General features: G+C 74.7%; 15 protein-coding genes and 1 tRNA gene. 5 read left to right on the top strand and 11 right to left on the bottom strand.

The annotated features are described in order from the left end of the window. Window positions 1-42 precede the first annotated feature (42 nt). The 4 genes from ACIQVD_RS05250 to ACIQVD_RS05235 all read right to left on the bottom strand — a co-directional run bounded on the left by ACIQVD_RS05250 (window position 43) and on the right by ACIQVD_RS05235 (window position 4,989). Window positions 43-1,446, bottom strand: coding sequence for an APC family permease (locus ACIQVD_RS05250; RefSeq protein WP_400682274.1), 1,404 nt, complete (start codon window positions 1,444-1,446; stop codon window positions 43-45). A gap of 85 nt (window positions 1,447-1,531) precedes the next feature. Further along, complete coding sequence (locus ACIQVD_RS05245) at window positions 1,532-2,956, bottom strand: penicillin-binding transpeptidase domain-containing protein (RefSeq protein WP_402286693.1); 1,425 nt, start codon at window positions 2,954-2,956, stop codon at window positions 1,532-1,534. Window positions 2,957-3,042: 86 nt separating this feature from the next. Then, window positions 3,043-4,392, bottom strand: a complete 1,350-nt coding sequence (locus ACIQVD_RS05240; protein ID WP_400682275.1) for an FtsW/RodA/SpoVE family cell cycle protein — start codon at window positions 4,390-4,392, stop codon at window positions 3,043-3,045. Between the two features lie 93 nt (window positions 4,393-4,485). Then, on the bottom strand, window positions 4,486-4,989 hold the full coding sequence (locus ACIQVD_RS05235) for a DUF1269 domain-containing protein (protein ID WP_100836644.1): 504 nt from the start codon (window positions 4,987-4,989) through the stop codon (window positions 4,486-4,488). Window positions 4,990-5,266: 277 nt separating this feature from the next. Between ACIQVD_RS05235 and ACIQVD_RS05230 the strand changes: the two genes are divergently transcribed. Together ACIQVD_RS05230 and ACIQVD_RS05225 are read left to right on the top strand one after the other, a co-directional pair. Further along, window positions 5,267-6,604, top strand: a complete 1,338-nt coding sequence (locus tag ACIQVD_RS05230; protein WP_400682277.1) for a VWA domain-containing protein — start codon at window positions 5,267-5,269, stop codon at window positions 6,602-6,604. 2 nt (window positions 6,605-6,606) lie between these two features. Then, on the top strand, window positions 6,607-7,557 hold the full coding sequence (locus ACIQVD_RS05225) for a peptidase (protein WP_400682278.1): 951 nt from the start codon (window positions 6,607-6,609) through the stop codon (window positions 7,555-7,557). 81 nt (window positions 7,558-7,638) lie between these two features. Here the strand turns inward: ACIQVD_RS05225 and ACIQVD_RS05220 are convergent, their stop codons facing one another. Further along, window positions 7,639-9,831, bottom strand: a complete 2,193-nt coding sequence (locus ACIQVD_RS05220; protein WP_402286163.1) for a germacradienol/geosmin synthase — start codon at window positions 9,829-9,831, stop codon at window positions 7,639-7,641. Between the two features lie 301 nt (window positions 9,832-10,132). Between ACIQVD_RS05220 and ACIQVD_RS05215 the strand changes: the two genes are divergently transcribed. The 3 genes from ACIQVD_RS05215 (at window position 10,133) to ACIQVD_RS05205 (ending at window position 12,599) form a co-directional block, all read left to right on the top strand. Next, the gene (locus ACIQVD_RS05215) at window positions 10,133-11,209 is read left to right on the top strand and encodes an acyltransferase family protein (RefSeq protein ID WP_402286160.1); all 1,077 of its coding nucleotides are present in this window, start codon (window positions 10,133-10,135) and stop codon (window positions 11,207-11,209) included. Window positions 11,210-11,365: 156 nt separating this feature from the next. After that, window positions 11,366-11,902 (top strand): hypothetical protein, encoded by a 537-nt coding sequence (locus tag ACIQVD_RS05210; protein WP_402286158.1) that lies wholly within the window; start codon window positions 11,366-11,368, stop codon window positions 11,900-11,902. A gap of 94 nt (window positions 11,903-11,996) precedes the next feature. Then, complete coding sequence (locus ACIQVD_RS05205; RefSeq protein ID WP_402286155.1) at window positions 11,997-12,599, top strand: hypothetical protein; 603 nt, start codon at window positions 11,997-11,999, stop codon at window positions 12,597-12,599. A gap of 9 nt (window positions 12,600-12,608) precedes the next feature. On the opposite strand, the gene ACIQVD_RS05200 is transcribed toward ACIQVD_RS05205, so the two are convergent. The 6 genes from ACIQVD_RS05200 to glpR form a co-directional block, all read right to left on the bottom strand. After that, complete coding sequence (locus tag ACIQVD_RS05200; RefSeq protein WP_402286152.1) at window positions 12,609-12,740, bottom strand: DUF6126 family protein; 132 nt, start codon at window positions 12,738-12,740, stop codon at window positions 12,609-12,611. A gap of 103 nt (window positions 12,741-12,843) precedes the next feature. Then, window positions 12,844-14,481 (bottom strand): SulP family inorganic anion transporter, encoded by a 1,638-nt coding sequence (locus ACIQVD_RS05195; RefSeq protein ID WP_402286691.1) that lies wholly within the window; start codon window positions 14,479-14,481, stop codon window positions 12,844-12,846. Between the two features lie 56 nt (window positions 14,482-14,537). Next, entirely contained in the window at window positions 14,538-14,726 is a 189-nt protein-coding gene (locus ACIQVD_RS05190; protein ID WP_400682288.1) for a hypothetical protein, read from the bottom strand. A gap of 162 nt (window positions 14,727-14,888) precedes the next feature. Further along, window positions 14,889-15,248, bottom strand: coding sequence for an ArsR/SmtB family transcription factor (locus ACIQVD_RS05185; protein WP_400682290.1), 360 nt, complete (start codon window positions 15,246-15,248; stop codon window positions 14,889-14,891). A 270-nt stretch (window positions 15,249-15,518) separates the two neighbouring features. Further along, a tRNA-Ala gene (locus ACIQVD_RS05180) sits at window positions 15,519-15,592 on the bottom strand. Between the two features lie 137 nt (window positions 15,593-15,729). Continuing rightward, on the bottom strand, window positions 15,730-16,809 hold the full coding sequence (gene glpR, locus ACIQVD_RS05175) for a gephyrin-like molybdotransferase receptor GlpR (RefSeq protein WP_402286149.1): 1,080 nt from the start codon (window positions 16,807-16,809) through the stop codon (window positions 15,730-15,732). Window positions 16,810-16,871: the final 62 nt, after the last annotated feature.

The following is a 16,871-nucleotide window of genomic DNA, read 5'->3' as shown; positions in this document are numbered from 1 at the left end:
CGGGGGCCCTTCTCGCGTGTCGGGGCCGGGTCCCGCCGGGGGTCAGTCCCGTGCCAGCCGGGAGTGCTTGGCGCTGTAGCCGAAGTAGAGCACCGCGGCGAGGGCGAGGACGACCGCGAAGGCCAGGAAGGTGTCGGCGTGCAGCTTGGTGATGAGGTAGACGCAGAACGCGGCGCTGAGCAGCGGGGTGACGGGGTAGAGCGGGACCTTGAAGCCGCGCGGCAGGTCGGGGCGGGTGCGGCGCAGCACGATGATGCCGAGCGAGACCGCGGTGAAGGCGACCAGGGTGCCCATCGAGGTCATGTCGGCCAGCAGCTTGAGCGGGAAGACCGCGGCGAGGACCGCGACCGCGGCGCCGACCACCAGGGTGTTCCAGACGGGGGTGCCGGTGCGGGCGGAGACCCGGGTGAAGGGGGACGGGAGGAGCCCGTCGCGGCCCATCGCGTACAGGATGCGGGTCTGGCCGTAGATCACCACCAGGGTGATGGAGAAGATCGAGACGATCGCGCCGGCCGCGAACACCAGGGCGGGCCAGGTGTGGCCGGTGACGTCCTGCAGGATCTGGGCCAGGCCGGCCTCCTGGCCGTCGAACAGCTGCCAGGGCTGGGCGCCGATCGCGGTGACGGCGACGGCGAGGTAGAGGGTGGTGACGACGACCAGCGAGATCAGGATGGCGAGCGGGAGGGTGCGCCGCGGGTCGCGGACCTCCTCGCCGGCGGTGGAGACGGCGTCGAGGCCGATGAAGGAGAAGAAGATGGTGGAGGCGGCGGTCTGGACGCCGTCCCAGCCGTTGGGGGCGAACGGGGTGAAGTTGCCGGCGGTGAAGCCGGTCAGGGCGACGGCCACGAAGAGCACCAGGATGGCCAGCTTGACGGTCACCATGACGGCGTTGACCTTGGCGGACTCGCCGACGCCGCGGACCAGCAGGACGGTGACCAGCAGCACCAGGACGACCGCGGGGAGGTTGAAGACGCCGCCGTCGCCGGGCGGGGCGGTGAGCGCGGTGGGGAGGTGGAGGTCGAAGGCCAGGTCGGAGAACTGGTTGAGGTACTGGCCCCAGGTGACGGCGATCGCGGAGGCGGAGACGCCGTACTCCATCAGCAGGCAGACGCCGACCCCGAAGGCGACCAGCTCGCCCATGGTGGCGTAGGCGTACGAGTAGGAGGAGCCGGCGACCGGGATGGCGGAGGCGAGTTCGGCGTAGCAGAGCGCGGTGAGGCCGGCGGTGACGGCGGCGATCACGAAGGAGAGGACGACGGCGGGGCCGGCCTCGGGGACCGAGGTGGTCAGGACGAAGAAGATGCCGGTGCCGACGGTGGCGCCGATGCCGATCGCCGAGAGCTGCCACAGGCCGATGGAGCGGCGCAGGTGTCCGGTTCCGGTGCCGCCGGCTTCGGCGATCAGGGTGTCCACGGGCTTGCGCCGCAACAGGCGGGTGGTGCTCATCGGTGTCCTTCTGGTGGGGAATCAGACCGGGACAGTACCAAATGGTGTTTTTCTGACGTTTGGGCCGGCCGGCGGTCGAGCACGGTCAGCGGTTCAGCACGGCCTGCATGACGGAGCGGGCGATGGGGGCGGCGAGTCCGCCGCCGGTGACGTCGTCGGCCTGGCTGTCGGCGATGACCACGGCGACGGCGACCGGCGGGGCGGCGGTGGAGCCGGCCGGGCGGGCCCAGGCGATGAACCAGGCGTACGGGGTGCCGGAGTTGTCGACGCCGTGCTGGGCGGTGCCGGTCTTGCCGCCGACCTCGGCGCCGGGGATGCGGGCGTTGCGGCCGGTGCCGTTCTCGACCACGTCGACCATCAGCTGCCGCAGTTGCTGGGCGACCGAGGAGCCGAACGCCTGGTGGTAGAGGGCGGGGCGCATCAGCTGGACCTGGCTGCCGTCGGCCTTGGTCAGCCGGTCCACGAGCTGGGGGTACATCACCTGGCCGTCGTTGGCGGCCCCGGCGGCGACCATCGCCATCACCAGCGGGGTGGCGGCGGTGTCGTACTGGCCGATCGAGGAGAGCGCCAGCTGGGAGGCGTTCATGTCGGCGTCGAAGTTGGAGCGGGCGGCGCGCACGGGGGTGTCGAGCCGGGCGTCGTTGAAGCCGAAGTTCCTCGCCATGGCGGTCATCCGGTCGAGGCCGGTCCGCACGCCGAGGTAGCCCATGACGCTGTTGCAGGACAGCGTCACCGCCTCGTCCAGGGAGAGCCCGGCCCGGTCGCAGGCGCCGGTGTCGTTGTTGAGCGGGGTGGTGGTGCCGGGCAGGACGTACGGGTAGGGGGCGTCGGTGGGCGCGTCGATGTCGGTGACCGTGCCGTTGGCCAGCGCGGCGGCGGCGGTGACCACCTTGAAGGTGGAGCCGGGCGGGTAGATCTGGCGCAGCGCCCGGTTGAGCATCGGCTGGTCGGGGTCGTCCTGGAGCTTCTTCCAGGCGGCCTGGTCGGCGGCGGAGGTGCCGGCGAAGCTGCCGGGGTCGTAGCTGGGGGCGGAGGCGAGGGCGAGGATCCGGCCGGTGGCGGGTTCGATCGCGGCGACGGCGCCCTTCTGGCTGCCCAGGCCCTGCGTCGCGGCGCGCTGGGCGGCCGGGTCGATGGTGGTGACCACGTCGCCGCCGGGCTGCTGGTGCCGGGTGATCGCGTCCCAGACCGCCCAGCCGGCCAGCCGGGGGTCGGTGCCGGAGAGCAGGTCGTCGTAGACGCCCTCCAGTTGGGTGTTGCCGTAGGTCTGCGAGGAGTAGCCGGTGACGGCGGCGTACAGCGGGCCGTCCGAGTAGGTCCGCTGGTACGCGTAGCGGCCGCCGGTGGGGGTGGAGCCGGTGACGGGCTGCCCGGCCACCAGCAGGTTGCCGCGGGGCTGGGCGTAGCGCTGGATGGTGGCGCGCTGGTTGGCGCTGTTGTGGTCCAGGCCCTGCTTCTGGAACACCTGGACCCGGGTGGCCTGGACGGCGAGGGCGACGATCAGCAGCATGCAGAAGGTGCCGGCCCGGCGGCCGGTGGTGGAGATGCCGGGCAGGCCCTGCGGTCCGCCGTTGGTGCCCGCGGGCCGGGGCGGCCTCACGCGTCCTCCTCGGGGACGGGCCGCCGGGCGAGGTCGCTCATCCGCACCAGCAGCGCCACGATGATCCAGTTGGTGACCACGGACGAGCCGCCCTGGGCGATGAACGGCAGTGTCATGCCGGTCAGCGGGATCAGGTCGAGGACGCCGCCGGCCACCACGAACACCTGGATCGCCACCAGCGCGGCCAGGCCGATCGCGAGCAGCCGCCCGAACGGGTCGCGCAGCGCGATGCCGGTCCGGAAGCCCCGGGCCACCAGCAGGGCGTACAGCAGGAACACCGCGAACAGGCCGGTCAGGCCGAGCTCCTCGCCGACGGTGGCGAGGATGAAGTCGGACTTGGTGGCGAAGCCGATCAGCGCGGAGTGGCCCAGGCCCAGGCCGGTGCCGAGCTGGCCGCCCCAGGCGAACGCGAACAGCGACTGGGCGATCTGGTTGGCGCCCCGCCCGGCCGCGATCGAGGCCAGCGGGTGCAGCCACTCGGTGACCCGGCCGTGCACGTGCGGGGAGAGCCAGCCGACGCCGACCGCGGCCAGCGCGGACAGCAGCAGGCCGATCACGATCCAGCCGGTGCGGGCGGTGGCCACGTACAGCATCACCACGAACAGGCCGAAGAACAGCAGCGAGGTGCCGAGGTCGGTCTCCAGGACCAGCACGCCGACGAACGCGGCCCAGATCAGCAGCACCGGTCCGAGCACCCGGCCCAGCGGCAGTTGGAACCAGAGCACCTTGCGGCCGGTCAGCGCCAGCGCGTCCCGGTGGGCGGCCAGGTAGGCGGCGAAGAAGACCGCCAGCAGGACCTTGGCGAACTCGCCGGGCTGGAAGGAGAACGGGCCCAGCGTGATCCAGATCCGCGAGCCGTACACCGGCGGGAAGAACACCGGCAGCACCAGCAGGACGAGGGCGACGAACGCGCCGACGTACGCGTAGCGCTGGAGCCGGCGGTGGTCGCGCAGCAGGAGCAGCACCGCGATGAACAGGCCGACCCCGAGGGTGGACCAGAGCAGTTGGGTGGGGGCGGCGGCGCTGCCGGGGTTGCGGTCCAGCCGGTAGATGACGACCAGTCCGAGGCCGTTCAGCAGCACCGCGATCGGCAGCAGCAGCGGGTCCGCCCAGCGGGCGCGCCAGCGCACCGCGGCGTGCGCGAGCAGGGCGAGCACGCCGAGCGCGCCGCCGTACTGGGCGGCGTCCGGCGGGGCCTGGCCGTCGAGGTCGACGCCGACCTCGACGTAGCCGAACACCGCGAGTCCCACCGCGGCCAGCACCAGCACCAGTTCGGTCCACCGCCCGGACCCGGCCCGCGGCACCCGGGGCGCCCGGGCCGTCCGGGTCGCGGAGTCAGTCGCCACCGCCAGCCGTCCTCGCCAGCTCGTAGGGGCACGGACGGCGGGGCACCGGGCGGCGGGCGCCCGGCACCCCGCCGGAGGGGGGCCGTCCGGGGGTCAGAGCGTCGACGCGGGGTACGCCGCCTTGGCGATCTCCCGCAGGTGCTCCTCCTCCTCGTGGCTGAGCGAGGTCTGGATCAGCTCGCCGCCGAACTGCGCGACCGCGGGGACCACCTTGTCCTGGGTCGCCGAGCGGACCAGCGCGAACACCGCGGCCTTGCCCGGGTCCAGCTTCTCGCCGACCCGCCGCATGAAGTCGTCGTCCACGCCGGTGTCGGTGGAGGCGCCGACCGCCGCGCCGGTCGCGCCGCCGATCGCCGCGCCGAGGAACGGCATGAAGAACAGCAGCCCGATCACGCCGCCCCACAGCGCGCCGGAGGCCGCGCCCATCCCGGTGTTGGAGACCCCCTGGTGCAGCTTGATCCTCCCGTCCTCGCGGCGCTCGACCACCACGACGTCCTCCAGGTCGATCAGCTTCTGCTTCTGCAGCCCGACCAGCTCGTCACGGACCTTCTGCGCGGTGGGGACATCCGGGTAGGCGATCGCGAACAGGTTGCTCACGGCGGGCTTCCTTCCGACTGGCGTTGGGCACGTCTCCCGCACCTTAGCCAGGGGCGGCGGCATTTGGGCCGATCCGGTGCGGTGTGTCCGTTTCCGGCGGGCCGCCGCCGGTCCCGGCGCGCCCGGCCCCGCGCCCGTCGGCGCCGTCGCGCCGGCGGCGTCCCCCGGTCCCGGCCGGACGCGCCGTCAGGTGCTCTCCCCGCCTGCCCCGCCCGCCCGTTCGGGACGGGGGCCGCCCACCACCCGCGTTGGGCGATTCGAACTGACGGTCCCTAGGATGCGGCGGGTGATCACCACTCCCACACCACGACGGACGGCCCGCGCGGCCGCCCTGTTCGGGGCCCTGACGATAGTCGTCGGCACCGTGCTGGGCGGCTTCCCCGCGCACGCCGACGAGCCCGGGGCCCCGCCCGCCGCGACCGAACCCCCCAAGGTCGACCTGGTCCTGGACGGCTCGGGGTCGATGCGCACCATCGACATCCAGGGCAAGAGCCGGATGGCGGTCGCCCAGCAGTCGATCGACGAGGTCATCGACGCGCTGCCGGACGAGACCGAGTTCGGCATCCGCACCCTGGGCGCGACCTACCCGGGCAACGACCAGAAGGAGGGGTGCAAGGACACCCAGCAGCTCTACCCGGTCGGGAAGACGAACAAGGTGGAGGCCAAGACGGCCGTCGCCACCGTCCGCGCGACCGGCTGGACCCCGATCGGGATCGCGCTGCGCGCCGCCGCGCAGGACCTGGGGACCGGGCCGACCACCCGCCGGATCGTGCTGATCACCGACGGCGAGGACACCTGCGCCCCGCCGGACCCGTGCGACGTGGCCCGCGAGCTGGCCAGCCAGGGCATCCACCTGGTGGTGGACACCCTGGGCCTGGCGCACGACGACAAGACCCGGCAGCAGCTGATCTGCATCGCCAACGCGACCGGCGGCACCTTCACCGACGTCCGCACCCAGGAGCAGCTGACCGAGCGCGTCAAGCAGCTGGTCAACCGCGCCCAGGACACCCACACCATCGCCCCGGCGCAGGTGACGGGCACCGAGAAGTGCGCGGACGCCCCGGTCCTGACCCCCGGTGTGTACACCGACCGGGAGAAGTTCTCCGAGCACCGGGTGTACCGGGTGCCGGTGAAGGCGGGCGAGGAGCTGCGCGCCTCGGTCAGCGTGACCCCGGACCGGGCGGTCGCCCGGGACTACGGGGTGCTGCTCCGGGCCACCGACAGCGGCGGCCAGGAGCTGGTGCGCGGCAGCGACGCCGGTTCGGGCCGCACCGACGTGGCCTCGACCGGCGTGCGCTGGTCCGCCACCGGGGACGGCTCGGCCTCGGCCTCGGCCTCCCCGTCGAAGGGCGCGGGCGCCGGGTCGGACGTCCGGACGGTCTGCCTGGTGGTCAGCAACTCGTTCGCCGCGCAGGCGGGCGTGCAGGCCGACCCGGGCCTGCCGCTGGAGCTGACGGTGGACGTCGCCGCCGCCTCCCCGGCTCCGGACGGCCCCGCGATGGGCCTGGGCCGCGGCTGGATCCTGCTCGGTGTCCTGACCCTGGCCGGCCTGCTCGCCGGTCTGATCTTCGGCTGGCTGGCACGCTGGCGGATCGCCGTCTGGCGGGAGAACTGACGATGCGCAAGCTCCGCACCGCCGCGGCCTCGGCCGCCGCGTTCACCGGCCTGCTCCTGCTGGCCCCGGCGACGGCCTCGGCCGCGTCCCCGTCCGCCGCGGCCTCGCCGTCGGCCTCCGCTTCCGCCTCCGCCTCCGGTGGGGCGAAGCCGGTGCTGAACTCGGTCGGCACCAGCTTCCTGACCGCGACCACGCTGGCCTCCGGCCAGGACGCGGACGTCCCGGTCTCCACCGGCGACTACCTGTACTGGGCGTTCCCGGCCGCCGAGGGCCAGACCGCGACCGTCCAGGTCACCGTCACCCTGCCGGACGCCGCGGACCGGCACGGCCCGCAGACCTGGACGCTCGAACTCTTCGACGGCCTGCGCCGCCGGCAGTCCTGCACCGCGGGGCCGCAGGAGGGCACCGGCGAGCAGGGCGCGACCACCCTGGCGCTGAGCTGCGCGCTGCGGCAGATCCGGTCCTGGGCCGAGCCCTGGTCCGGGGACCCGCTGCCCGGGACGTACTACGTCCGGCTGTCCACCACGGACATCCCGCAGACCGACCTCGGCCTGGCCGCCACCGTCCACGTGCACGTCGCCACCAAGGGCGGCGCGGACGACGCCCAGCCCGAGGGCGGCTCGCTCAAGGCCCCGCTGGTGCCGCCGGTGAACGCCGGCGCGACGGCCGCCGCGGCGGCGGCCACCCCGGTGCCGAGCGCGAGCGCGACGTACGCGGCCGCGCCCGCGGCGGAGGAGTCCCACTGGTACTCGGACCTCTTCTCCGGCTGGAACACCCGCTGGTGGTGGACCGTCGCGGGCGGCGTGCTGGCCGCCCTGGCCGGTGTCCTCGGCTACACCCTCACCCGGCACCCGCGCGGGCACCGGCACCACCCGCACCACCCGGCTCCGGCTCCGGCCCCGGTGCCGCACCAGGCGCCGCCGGGGCAGCCGCAGCAGAACAACTGGCAGTAGGAGGGCCCGAGTCGGGCCGGTCAGGGGCGCGGGGAACCGCCCGCTCGCGCGGTTCCCCGCGCCCCTGGCGCCGCCCGCGCCCTACCGGCCGATGGTCTCCAGGATGCGCATCGCCGACGTCCCCAGGTCGGCCGGGACGGCCGTCTTCGGGGCGAAGTGCCGCCGCAGCACGTCCTCGGCGTAGCGGTCGCACGCGCGGTGCCAGTGCAGGACGGCGGCCATCCAGTCCTCCAGCTCGCGGACGTACCCGTCGAGGGCCTGCGCGGCCTCGCCCTCGATCGCGAAGTCCTGCTTGAGGATCGGGAGTTCGCCCTTGACCACGTGCGCGAACTGGCTCAGCCGGGAGGCCATCAGGTCGGCCACGATGTCGACCGCGACGGGGTAGTCGCAGGAGAAGAAGTTCTCCACCACCCGGACCAGGTTGTGGAACTCGCCCTCGTACTCGACCTCCTTCTGGTACGAGTGCAGGTCGTTGACCAGGCAGGCGTAGTCCGCCGCGGAGTTCTCGATCGCGCGCATGGTGCCGCTGGCGTACACCTCCTCGGGGATCACCTCGCCGCGGCCGAGCCGGGACAGGCTCATCGTCAGGTCGGAGCCGAAGGTGGCGCGGCGCATCTCGATGTAGTCGACCGGGTCGGGGACGCGGTTCTGCGCGCCGTTGGCCAGCTCCCAGAGCCAGCTGTCGATCATGTCCCCGACGGCCTTGCGGAACTTGGCCCGGGAGCTCTGCGAGAACGGGGCGCTGGTGCGCTGCCAGAGGTCGGCCAGGCCGGCCTCCAGCGCGTTGCGCGGGGGGAACGGGAGGCTGCCGTCGAGCGTCATCAGCGCGTACAGCCGCTCGTTGGCGGCCTTCGCGCCGGCCAGGTCGCGCGGGCGGCCGAAGACGACGGGGTAGTAGTCGTCGGCGTAGGTGCCCCAGGTCAGCCAGGCGGAGGAGAGGTCGAGCTCGGCGGGGGTGCCGTCGGGGTCGATGCCGGCGGCGCACAGCGCGAAGTCGTAGTCGCGGAGCTTGCGTTCGTCCCAGATGTCGGAGGCCGGGACGCCGGGCTCCGGGTCGAGCAGGCCGAACTCGCGGGCCCAGCCGACCACGTACTCGCGGGAGGCGTCCAGGTGCGGGTTGAGGCTGAGCGGGTACGGCATCGGGAAGTCGGGCAGCAGGGACGGCCCGGACGTGCGGTGCGGGGCGTGGGCGAAGCTGCGCAGGCCGCGGATGCCCGCCGCGAGGCGGATGTTGGCCGCCGAGGTGCCCAGGCCCCGGGGGCCGAGCACCGGGGCGGCCGCGCCGCCGCCGTTCATGTAGCGGCTGGAGCGCATGTGCCACTCGTGGCCGCCGGACTGCCAGTCCTGCATGCCCTTGACGTAGGCCAGGACGCGGGCGACCTCCTCCGGGCTCAGCGCGTGCTCGGCGAAGAGCGGGGCGAGTTCGGTGAGCGCGGTGTTCTCGAACTGCTGGAGCCGGGAGGTCAGCAGGTCGTTGACCGCGTCCGCGGCCTCCTGGGTGGAGCAGCCGAGGAAGGTCTCCAGCACCAGGACGCCGTTGGACAGCTCGCCCTCCTCGCCGATCTCGCGCTCGTACGAGAACAGGTCGTTGCGCAGGTGCACGCCGTCCGAGAAGGCGTCCCGCAGGACGCGCAGCGGGCGGGAGTACGCCACCGCCTCGGGCACCTCGGCCCCCGCCGCGTACTCGACCAGCCCGGCCGACCAGGGCGCGCCGCCGACCTTGCGGCGCATCTCGATGTACTCGACCGGGTTGGAGACCCGGCCCTCGTTGATGTTCGACAGCTCCCAGAGCGACTCGTTCAGCAGGTTCCTGGTCGACTCGGCGAACCGGGCCCGCCAGTCCGCCGACATGTGCGGGACGGTCCGCTGCCACAGGTCGGCCAGGCCGGCCTCGACCGGGTTGGTCGCCTCCGGGTAGCCGTCCGCGAGGTCCATCGGCATGAAGGCGGGCAGCCGGTCCAGGTACGCCTTGCCGCCCTCGCGGTCCAGGGTGCGCTTGAAGGTCTCCAGGAAGTGGTCGTCGAAGAAGAACACCCAGGTGTACCAGTCGGTGACGAGGTCCAGCGCCCCGCTGTCGCAGTCGGGGTGGGTGTAGGAGCAGAGCAGCGCGTAGTCGTGCGAGTCGAGGTCGTGCTCCTCCCAGATGCCCGAGCCCTCCAGCATGCCGAAGCGGCGCGCCCACTCCTTGGTGTGGACCCGCGCCTGCTCGTAGTGCGGGTTGATCCTGGCCGGATACGGCACGTAGAAGTCCGGCAGTTCGAACGGCTGAGCCACTGGGTCCCGCCCCTAGGTGTGCGTCTGATGGTGTGCCGTCGACGGAGACCGGCACGCTGCCTAACGAGCCCGCGGGCCCGCGGTCACCGGTACCCCGCTGGGCCACCCGGATTCCGCAATCCACCCGTACGAGTGACACCCGGGCGCGCCGCCGTGACGGACGGCGCCGTCCGACCCCCGCGGCGGGGTCGGCCGCCTCCCCGGTCCCGGCCGCCTCCCCGGCCCCGGGCGCCCCGCGCGGTGCCCGCGCGGTGCCCGCGCGGTCCCCGTTCCGTGGCACCCCGTAGAGTCCTGCCGGTCCGTGCCCCCTTCCGACCTGTGGGAACCCGTGCTCGCCGATCCCCCGCTCGCCCGACCCGGCCCCGACGGGCCCGCGGCTCCCCGCGGGCGCGAACCGTTCTTCGACCACGTGAAGCTGCTGGCGACGGTGCTGGTGGTCTGCGGGCACTTCTGGGAGCCGCTGGCGCGGGTGCCGGGGCACCGGGTGCTGCACGCCGCGTACCTGCTGGTGTACGCGTTCCACATGCCGGTGTTCGTGTTCGTGTCCGGCTGGTTCTCCCGCTCCTTCACCGCCCGCCCGGACCAGCTCGGCCGGCTGCTGAGCGGCGTGCTGGTCCCGTACCTGCTGTGGACCACCCTGCTGGGGGCGTACACGGCGTGGCTGGACGGGGGGCGGTTCGCGCTGGACCTGCTCACCCCGGTCTGGGTGACCTGGTTCCTGCTGTCGCTGTTCCTGTGGCGGCTGAGCGCCCCGCTCTGGCACCGGCTGCGGGCCCCGCTGACCACCGCCGTCGCCGTCTCGCTGCTGGCGGGGGCGCTGCCGCTGACCCCGCAGCTGTCGATCGGACGGACCCTGCAACTGCTGCCGTTCTTCGTCGCCGGGCTGACCCTGGACCGCGACCGGGTGCTCGCGCTGCGCGGCAACCGGCGGCTGCGGGCCGCCGCGCCCCCGGTGTTCGCGGCGGCGGCGCTGCTCGCGTACTGGCTGGTGCCGCGGCTGGACGCGGCCTGGTTCTACCGGAGCGCCGGCGCGGCGGGCCTGCACGCGGGCCTGCCCCGCTGGCTGGCGCTGTCGCTGGCGGTCAACCTCGCGGGGGCGGTCCTGGGCGTGCTGTTCCTGGCCCTGGTGCCGGTCCGGGCCGGCTGGTACAGCGGGCTCGGCGCGGCCAGCACGGCGGCGTTCCTGGTGCACCCCTTCGTCCAGCTGGCCCTGGTCCGCGCGGGCGGCTACCGCGGGAGCCTCCTCACCTCGGCGGCCGGGCAGGCGGCCCTGACCCTCGCCGCCGCCGCGCTGGCCCTGCTGCTGTGCACCCCGCCGGTCACCCGGCTGCTGCGCCCGCTGCTGACGCCCCGGCTGCGGCTGCTGCTGCGGGACTGAGCGGCGGCGGCCGACCGCCGGCCGTGCGTCGACCGTCCGCCGGCCGTGCGTCGGCCGGGTGTTCGAGCCGACTATGATCCCCGGGAACTGCCGCCCGGCCGGGCCCGACGACGAACGACGGCGCACGGGGAGCGGGCGGAACACCGGGGGGTAGGGATGTCCGCTGTCCGCGCCTGGCACCGCAGGCCGCTGACCTGGGTGCTGATCGCGCTGCTCGTCCTGGGCGGCGGCCTGGTCGGCGCCCGCCGGGCCTGGGGCGGCTGCTGGCCGCTGCACCCGCACGACGCCCGCGCCTACCGGCAGTACGACTGCGCCAACCTCGGCGGCCCGCGCAACCTGCCCACCCTGCTGCGCTACTACGACGTCACCCTCCCCGGGGGCGCCACCGAGGTCCGCTACTACAGCGACGACAACTCGGCCGCCGGCCCGGACGTCCTCTTCCTGCGCTTCGCCGCCCCGCCCGCCACCGCCACCGCCTACCTCGCCGCCCTGCGCGCCACCGCCGTCACCACCGACCCGGACACCGCCCTGCACGACACCGACGTCCTGCGCCGCCGCGACCACGTCGACTGGGACTTCCCGCCCGGCCTCGCCCACCAGGTCCTCACCTTCGGCCCGTCCCCCGCCGGTACCGCCGTCACGACTCCCGACGGCGACGCCACCACCGTCCGCCTGACCGTCCTGAAGCCCTGACCCCGTCCTCCCGCCCGGGGTGCCGCAGCGCCCGCACCCGCGGGCGGACACCTCCCCGCCCCGGGCTGTCGTGACGTCCTGTCAGACTCCCGACATGGAGGACACGGGGATGAACAGCTACCAGCGGATGGCCGAGCGGTTGTACGAGTTCGGTCTGACCACCCGCGCGCTGGCGGACGAGACGATCGAGTACGCCGCCGACTGGCCGGAGTTCCCGCCGGAGCGGCGGGAACGGGACCTGATCGCGGTGGCGGCCCTCTGCGAGGCGGTGGTCCAGGCCCACAGCGACGACGTGGACTTCGCGGAGGACGCCTACCGCGCGATCTTCCGGACGGCCGGGCGGCTGTCCGGCGGCGCGGTGACCGTCACCGACGTGGAGCTGGTCGGCGACGAGGACTCCCTCCGGGACCTGCGCTTCAAGGTCAACGGCGTGCCGAAGTGCTGGCCGATCGACCAGGAGTCGGACGACTACCTCGACCTGGCCGCCGTCGCGGAGGGCATCGACGACCTCGCCCCGGGCGGCGGCGACCCCCGGGTCTTCCACCTCCTCCCGGGCGTGCGCCGCCACGACGACGACCACTACCTGCTGGCCACCCCGGAGCAGGCGGCCGCGCTGCACGCGGAGTTCGGCCTGCGGATCGAGGTCCGCGGCCCGGACGGGGAACTGCTGGGCGAGGCTCCGCCGCGGCGCCGGTAGCCCCCGCCCTCAGTGGCGGCCGCCGACGGCGAACAGCAGGATCACGAACCCGGCGAACAGGTGGGTGCCGGCGACGTGGATCAGGGCGCGGACGATCATCGCCCGACGCCTGCTCCGCTCGTCGCGGACGGCGTCGCTCATGGCTGCTCCGGTGGGCTCGAACGGGCGGGTACGGGCGGGTACGGACGGGTACGGGCTGGCGGGCGGATCGAGTGGGGGCCGGGGCGGCGGCGTTCGTCGGCCGTCAACCCGCCGCCCCCGTACCCGCGCCCGTCGGCAGCTCCGCCCCGGCCAGGTGCCGCCGGGCGCAGGCGATCGCCTCGGGGGTGGTGCCGAACACCCGGCCCTGGTCGCGCAGCCGGTCCAGCACGCCGAGCGCGGCCAGCGGGCGGTGGTGTTCCGCGCGCAGGCCGGAGAGCAGCACCAGGGTGCCGCGCCGTTCGAGGGCGGCGATCGCGTCGCCCAGGACGACCGCACCGCTGGCGTCGATCGCGCTGACCCGCGACATCCGCAGGATCGCGACCCGTACCCGGTCCGCGCCGGTGAGTTGCGGCAGGAAGCGGTGCGCGGCGGCGAACAGCAGCGGGCCGTCGATCCGGTAGGCGGCGACGTGCTCGGCGGGCAGCGCCCGTTCCTCCTCGCGGTGGCCGGCGGTCGGCGGTTCCTCGTGCAGCGGGACCTGTTCGACCCGGGCCGCCCGGGCCACCTCGGCCAGCGCCAGCGCCCCGGACAGCAGCAGGCCCACCACCACGGCCGTCACCAGGTCGAACGCCAGGGTCGCGACGGCGGTCAGCACTAGCACCGCCGTCGCGCCGCGCCCGCTGCGGGCCAGCGCCCGCAGCGAGCCGGTCTCGACCATCCGCACCGCGGTGGCGATCAGCACGCCGGCCAGGGCCGCCAGGGGGATGCCGGACACCAGCGGCGCGGCGGCGAACACGATCACCGCGAGCACCGCGGCGTGCACCAGCGACGCCAGCCGGGAGGCCGCGCCGGAGCGGACGTTGACGGCGGTCCGGGCGATCGCCCCGGTCGCGGCCACCCCGCCGAACAGCGGGGCCGCCAGGTTGGCCAGGCCCTGGCCGAACAACTCCCGGTCGCTGTCGTGCCGTTCGCCCGCGCCCATGGCGTCCGCGGCGGTCGCCGACATCAGCGACTCCAGCGCGGCGAGCGCCGCCACCGCGAGTGCCGGGGGCAGCAGCGCGGGCACGTCCGCGGCCTCGAAGAAGCCGAGCGAGGGGGTCGGGAGCCCGGCGGGCAGGTGGCCGATGCTCTCCACCGGCAGGTCCGCGAACCGGGCCAGCAGGGTGGCCACGACCACCGCGAGCAGCGAGAACGGGACGGCGGGCCGCAGCCGGGAGCCGACCAGCATCACGGCGGCCACCCCCAGCGCCAGGCCGAGCGCCGCCCAGTGCGGGGTGCCGAGGAAGGCGCCGGCCGCCCGGGCCGCGACCACCGCCGGGTTGTCGCCGTCCGGCTCGGGGACGCCGAGCGCGCCGGGCACCTGCTGGAGCGCGATCACCCCGGCGATGCCGACCGTGAAGCCCTCCACCACCGGCACCGGCACGTACGCCATCCAGCGCCCGGCCCGGGCCAGCGCCAGCGCCACCAGCACCGCCCCGGCCAGCAGACCGACCGTCAGCACCCCGTCCACGCCGTAGCGGTGGACGATCGGCACCAGCACCACCGTCATCGCGCCGGTCGGCCCGGACACCTGGAGGTTCGACCCGCCGAACACCGCCGCCAGCGCGCCCGCCACCACGGCGGTGGCCAGCCCGGCCTCGGCGCCCGCGCCGGAGGAGATGCCGAAGCCGAGCGCGAGCGGCAGCGCGACGACGGCGACGGTCAGCCCGGCCAGCAGGTCCCGGCGCGGGGAGCGGCCCATGGCGGCGAGGGTCCGCCGGCTGGGCAGCACCGCCGCGAGGCGGTGCCGGACGGTGGTCACGGCCGGTCCGCCGGGGCGTCCGGCGGGAGTTCGATCCCGTGCTGCCCGGCGAGCCGCAGCAGTTCGGCGGCCCGCCCGGCGTAGGCCAGCGCACCGTCCTCGTCCCCGTCGGCGCGCGCCTCGGCCTCGGAGTGCCTGGCCCGGACGAGTTGTTCGCGCAGTTCCCCGTCGAAGCTCCCGGTCACCGTCGCCCTCCTTCGGCCGCCCCGGCCCGGCCCGATCGGGGCGTACCGGCTGCCGGTCCCACAGCAGGCATCATGTATGGACTTTACGAATTTCGCAAATCACAGTTTTGGCATACCGGAGGGCGCAGGACGGCCCCGGAGTGCACCGCGAAGGGGCGCGCCTCAGCCCCGGCCGCTCGTCCCGGTGGGCGCGCGCAGGCCGTCCAGCAGCTCGGCCTGCCCGGTGATCACGCCGCCCAGGATCTCCCGGGCCACCGCGAGCAGTTCGGCCACCCGCGGACTGGTGAGGCTGTAGTGCACGGTGCTGCCCTCCCGCCGGGCGACCACCAGGTTGGCCCGGCGCAGCACGGCGAGCTGCTGCGACAGGTGCGCCGCCTCCACCCCGGTCTCGGGCAGCAGCTCGGCCACCGCGTGCTCGCGCACGCTGAGCAGCTCCAGGACCCGGATCCGGACCGGGTGCCCGAGCGTCTTGAAGAACTCGGCCTTCACCTGGTACAGCGGCGTGCTGACCACCGGAGTCACGCGGGGGGTGTCGTCGCCCACATCCTCACCCCATCTCCGTCGAATCCTGGACGCCGCCGTCAGGCACGACCATAGCAACCGCCCACCACCACCGAGAGCGACCACGGCACCACCCCGACCGGCCCGGACCACGACCCCGGGGGCGGGCCGGGAATTCCACCGCCGCGCATCCCGGCGGCCCTGACGCACCGCCATACCGCCGCATCGCCGCACCGCTCCGAAATGCACAAAGGCCCTCCCGGATTACCCGGGAGGGCCTTTGCCATGGGGTGGAGCTGAGGGGATTCGAACCCCTGACCCCCTCGATGCGAACGAGGTGCGCTACCGGACTGCGCCACAGCCCCAACAAGAAAGAACTCTATCACCTCCGTGGAGGTCCCCGTGACCATGGTCGACGCGGTCCGGCGGCGGGGTGGCGGGGGGACGCGAACGCCCCGGCGCGGGGGGAGCGTTGCGGCCGGGGCGGGGGCGGGCGGGGTGGCTACTCGTTGGCGGCGCGGGGGCGGGTGGCCCAGTCCGCGGTGGCGGCGGGGGGCTGGGCGGGGTCGCCGCCGTACTGGTCGTAGAGCGGGGTGGCCGGGCGGCCGGAGTCCCAGGTGTTGGGGGCGGAGAGGTCGAGGCCGCGGGTGGTGCGGGGGGCCACGGGGGCGGTGACGTAGGTGGGGAGGGGGACGGGAACGGGTTCCCAGGAGTCCGGTCCGGCGGCGGCCCGGGAGCGGACGCCGTCGGCCCACTCCTCGTGCTCGGTGGCCTCGGCCAGGACGGTGGCCCGGGTGGTGCTCGGGTCCGCGGTGGCGGCCGCTTCGGCGGCGGGCGCGGGGCGGTCCGCGGCGGGGGCGGCGGCCGGGCGGGCGGTCCGCTCGCGTTCGCGCTCGCGCAGCCGCTCGGCGGCCTGCGCGGCCCGGCCGCGGTCGAACTTGACCTCGTAGCGCTGCCGCTCCAGTCGGCGCAGGTGGCCGATGTAGAGGGTGAGCAGCACGCCGGGGACGGCGGGCACCCAGAGGAAGGCGAAGCCGGCCACCCCGGCGACCACGGCGCCCAGCGCGAAGGCCAGGAACAGCATGGTGACCATCCGCCGCCGCCGGGCGAGCAGCAGGGCCCGCCGCTCGGCGGAGCGCCGGTCGCCGTGCTCGCGCTCCCGCTCGCGTTCCCGCTCGGCGCGGCCCTCGGCGGGCTTCGCCGCCGCGAGCGGCTCGGCCGCCGGTTCGGCGGCCGGTTCGACCGCGGGCCCGGTGCCCGGCCCGGCGGCCCGGGTGGGCACGTCGGCGGGATCGGGCGCGGGGCCGGGCTCGCGCCCGGAGGCGGAGGCGGGGGCGGGATCGGCGAGGGCCCCGTCCGGGTCCTGCCCGGCGGGGTGTTGCTGGTCGGCGGTCTGGTCGCCGAGGACTCGGGCCGCGCGCCGCTCCATGGCCGATCGACCGGCCAGCAGGCGGATCGCGGTACTGAAGCGTTCCGTCGGACGCGACTCGTTGAGCTCGTCCTGCCTGCGGAGCCACATCGGCACCAGATAGGCAGCCCAGGCCCCTACGATGACCGCGTAGATAAGGCCGCTACTGCTCACGTTTCACACGGTACGGGCGCGGGCGAAGGCACTGCAGCAATTTGGCGCGGCGTGTCGTGTGA

Origin of the sequence: Kitasatospora sp. NPDC090308 (assembly GCF_044769485.1) — a bacterium.
GTDB lineage: Bacteria > Actinomycetota > Actinomycetes > Streptomycetales > Streptomycetaceae > Kitasatospora > Kitasatospora fiedleri.
This window is presented reverse-complemented; position numbering and strand designations above follow the sequence as displayed.